Annotated in this window: 4 protein-coding genes; all 4 read left to right on the forward strand. The window is 63.8% G+C overall.

Going from position 1 to position 4,251, the window contains the following annotated elements; genetic code table 11:
* Window positions 1–34: 34 nt before the first annotated feature.
* Entirely contained in the window at window positions 35–1,066 is a 1,032-nt protein-coding gene (locus EN884_RS27715) for a substrate-binding domain-containing protein (protein ID WP_063170341.1), read from the forward strand.
* A gap of 93 nt (window positions 1,067–1,159) precedes the next feature.
* Window positions 1,160–2,695: a sugar ABC transporter ATP-binding protein gene (locus EN884_RS27720; protein WP_063169062.1), complete on the forward strand. Its 1,536-nt coding sequence runs from the start codon at window positions 1,160–1,162 to the stop codon at window positions 2,693–2,695.
* Window positions 2,696–2,771: 76 nt separating this feature from the next.
* Entirely contained in the window at window positions 2,772–3,695 is a 924-nt protein-coding gene (locus EN884_RS27725) for an ABC transporter permease (RefSeq protein ID WP_224674565.1), read from the forward strand.
* 25 nt (window positions 3,696–3,720) lie between these two features.
* Window positions 3,721–4,251, forward strand: a 531-nt coding sequence (locus tag EN884_RS27730) for a sugar-binding domain-containing protein (RefSeq protein WP_128360847.1), incomplete at its 3' end; no start/stop codon positions are given.

Below are 4,251 nucleotides of genomic sequence, written 5' to 3' on the forward strand. Positions count from 1 at the left end.
GTCATTGAGGATGGCTTCGGCCAAGGGAGGAAACTTGCGCAAATTTCTGAGCACGCTCGCAATCGCGGCGGCTGCATCGACCTGCTTCGGGTCGATGCAGGTACGCGCCGAAACCCCTAACCCGTTCAAATGCGAGCCGGGTGAAAAATACGTCATGAACGTGATGGTCTCGGGCGTCGAATACTGGTTCCCGGTCTATGAAATGTTCAAGCAGGCCGGCCGGCAGTTCGGCTGCGAGACCGCCTATACGGGTACGCCGGAATACGACGTCAACAAGCAGATCGCCACCTTCGACCAGGCACTGGCGCAGAAGCCGGCCGGCATACTGGTACACCCGATGAACTCCGATCCGTTCATCGAGCCGATCAACCGCGCCATCGAGCAGGGCACCGCGGTGGTGACCTTCGCCGCCGACTCGCCGAATTCCAAGCGCGTCTCCTACATCACCTCCGACAACAATGCCGAAGGCACCTATGCCGCCGACGCCGTTGCCAAGGCGATGGATGGCAATGGCGAATATGCGGTGCTGGAGAATCCCGGCCAGGACAACCACGACAAGCGCGTCAACGCCTTCGTTGCCCGCATGGAAGCCAAATGGCCCGACATGAAGCTCGTCGGCCGCGCCGCTTCGAACCAGGATCCGACCAAGGCCTATCAGGCGGTTTTGAGCCTGGCCCAGGCGCATCCGGACCTCGGCGCCGTGTTCATGCCGGAGGCCAACTCGGCCATCGGTGCTGCCCAGGCCGCCAAGGAAGGCGGCGGCAAGATCCGCGTCATGCTCGCCGACGTCAACGCCAAGATCCTCGACATGATCAAGGCCGGCGAGATCTTCGGCTCGGTCAATCCCAACCAGGGCATGCAGGGCTATATGGGCTTCATGCTGTTGTGGATGGCCAAGCATCCCGGCCTGATCGATCCGATGAACGACGCCAAGCGTTCGGGTTTCAACCCGATGAGCGTGCCCTTCGTCGACAATGGCTTCTCCATCGTCTCCAAGGACAATGCGGACGACTTCTACTGGGACAAGTACCTCAAGCGTCGCGGCACCAAGGGCATCGAGGAATAGTCTCGATCGCCGCCCCGGCCTCCACAAGGCCGGACCAACCGGGAAGGAGGCTTCGGCCTCCTTCCTCCCCCGCAAGCATCGCAGGAGCATGGCGTGACCCAGTCGCCCATTCTTGAAATCCGCGGTCTGTCCAAGGCGTTCGGCCCGGTCAAGGCACTGAACGACGTGCGGTTCGAGCTGCGGCGCGGCGAAATCCATGCGCTGTGCGGCGAGAACGGCGCCGGCAAGTCGACGCTGATGAACATGATCGCCGGTGTATTGCAGCCCGACGAGGGCGACATCCTGATCGATGGCGAGCGTGTTTCGATCCACTCGCCCGCGGCCGCCCAACGTCTCGGCATCGCGCTTGTCCACCAGGAGATCGCGCTGTGCCAGGACGCCACGGTTGCCGAAAACATCTACATGGCCGCGATCAACAGCCGGCGCGCACCGCTGATGAATTTCCAGAAGCTCTACGCTGACGCCCAGAAGGTCATGGACCTGCTCGCGCCCATTCCGGTGCACACCAGGGTCGCCGACCTCTCCATTTCCAACCAGCAGCTCGTCGAGATCGCCAAGGCGCTGACGCTCGACTGCAAGGTGCTGATGCTCGACGAGCCGACCGCCGCACTCACCGAAAGCGAAGCGCAACGCCTGTTCTCGATCGTGCGCGGGCTTAGGGAACGTGGCATTTCGGTGGTCTATATCAGCCACCGCATGGCCGAGATCTTCTCGCTCTGCGACCGCGTCACCGTCTTCCGCGACGGCCGCTACGTGGCGACCGATGCGATAGCCGCCGTTTCACCCGACGATGTCGTGCGCAAAATGGTGGGCCGCGAAATCACCCAGCTCTATCCCGACAAGCTGGCGCCGCAAGAGCCTGGGCGCCTTCTCCTGTCGGTCGAGGGGCTTTCCGATGGGCGCCGCTTCGCCGACGTCGATCTGCAGCTTCGCGCTGGCGAAATTCTGGGCATAGGCGGCCTGATCGGCGCCGGCCGCAGCGAGATCGCACAGACGGTCTGCGGCCTCAGGCCAATGACCTCTGGAACCGTCGCGCTCGACGGAAAGCAGCTGCGGCTGCGCAGTTATGGCGATGCGGTCAAGGCGGGGCTGGTCTATCTCTCTGAGGATCGCAAAGGCTCCGGCGTGTTCCTCGATCTGCCGATCGCGGCGAACATATCGGCGCTCGACCTCGGCCGGCTCACCGGGCGCCTCGGCCTGCTCGACCGCAAGGCCGAGGATCGTCAGGCGCGGGAGCTGACCGGCAGGCTCGGCGTGCGCATGGCCGGCATCGAGGCCACTGTGTCGACGCTGAGCGGTGGCAACCAGCAGAAGGTTGCCATCGCCAAGCAGCTGTCCGTCAGTCCCAAGGTCATCATCATGGACGAGCCGACGCGCGGGATCGATGTCGGCGCCAAGGTCGAGATTCACCGGCTGCTGCGCCAGCTAGCCGGCAGCGGTGTCGGCGTCATCATCATCTCGTCCGAACTGCCGGAGCTGATTGGCTTGTGCGACCGCGTTCTTGTGGTGCGCGAAGGCAGGATCGCCGGCGAACTCGCCGCCAGCGAGCTCGGTGAAGAAGCCATCATCATGCTCGCCTCGGGCGTCCAGGACAGTTCAATTCAAAGGCAGGCCCAGAATGTCGCCTAGGGAATCAGGAGAAGCGCTCGTGCACGCCGAGATCAAGTCCGCCGGGCGGCGCATCAACTTCGCTCACCTCGCCTCGATGCGCGAGGCCGGGCTGATCGTCATCATCCTGGCGCTGTGCATCGCCATGAGCTTCGCCTCGCCGCACTTCCTGACATGGGGCAATTTCCGCGCCATGCTGATGAGCTTCTCCATCGAAGGCATCGTCGTCGTCGGCATGACCGTCCTGCTCATCGTTGGCGGCATCGACCTTTCCGTCGGCTCCGTCGTGTGTTTCTCGATGGTGGTCTCGGGTGCGCTGTTCCTCGCCGGGCTCGATCCCTGGACGGCAAGCCTGATCGGCATCGGCGTCAGCGCGCTGATCGGCGCGGCCATGGGCTTCTTCGTGACCGTGATAGGGCTCAATCATTTCATCACGTCGCTGGCCGCCATGGTCATCGTGCGCGGCATGTGCCTGGTGGTCACCAAGGGCACGCCGCTGTCGCTGTTCACCTTGCCGCCGGCCTTCAAGGCCATCGGCCAGGGCAGTTTCAACAACATCCCCTATGTCATCCTGATCTTCATCGTCGTGGTGGCGATCTTCGACTTCCTGCTGCGTCGCGCCACGGCCTTCCGCAAGGTTTTCTACACCGGCTCCAACGAGAAGGCCGCGCAGTTCTCCGGCATCAGGACCAATCAGGTGAAGTTCTGGGTCACGGTGCTGTGCTCGACCCTCGCCGGAGTGGCCGGCGTCATCTACATGGCGCGCTTCGGCGCGGCGACGCCGACCTTCGGCGCCGGCATGGAGCTCAACATCATCGCCGCGGCCGTCATCGGCGGCGCCTCGCTGAATGGCGGCTCGGGCACCATCTTCGGGGCGATCCTCGGCATGGCTCTGCTGTCGGTGGTGACGAGCTCGCTTATCCTGCTCGATGTCTCGGTCTATTGGCAGGACATGATCAAGGGATGCATCCTGCTGGCAGCGGTGTCGATCGATCACTTCCTGCACCGCAAGAAGTCCTGAACCTCAAAGGCGGCGAAACAAGACCATGGCCCCTCCCAACACCCGCGACGACATCGCCGCTGTTCGTCAGATGCACCAGGCGCTTGTCCTGCATTATGTCGAAGGCAAGACCCAGGCCGAGATCGCCGGGGAACTCGGCATCTCGCACGCGACCGTCAACCGGCTGATCAAGCGCGGTCACCAGCTCGGTCTCGTCGAGATCAAGATCAAGTCGCCGATCGATCATCTGGTCGACCTGGAAGCGCGGCTGGTGGCGCTGGGCGGCATCGAGCGGGCGATGGTGGTGCCGTCGGTCTCCGAAAATCCGCACACCGCCCTGCAGCGGGTCGGCGAGGCGGCGGCTGGGCTGCTGCTCGACACCATCAAGGACGGCGACACCATTTCGATCACCGGCGGCAAGGGCGTCAGCGCGCTGGTCGCCGGTCTCAAGCCGGGGCGCCGCTACGACGTCGAAATCATTCCCGCCACCGGGCTGGTGCAGGGCAAGCACTACACCGATGTCAACCACGTCGCCTCGCTGATGGCCGACAAGCTCGGCGGCCGCGCCTACCAGATC

The organism is Mesorhizobium sp. M7A.F.Ca.AU.001.01.1.1, assembly GCF_004022735.1.
Classification (GTDB): Bacteria; Pseudomonadota; Alphaproteobacteria; order Rhizobiales; family Rhizobiaceae; genus Mesorhizobium; species Mesorhizobium ciceri.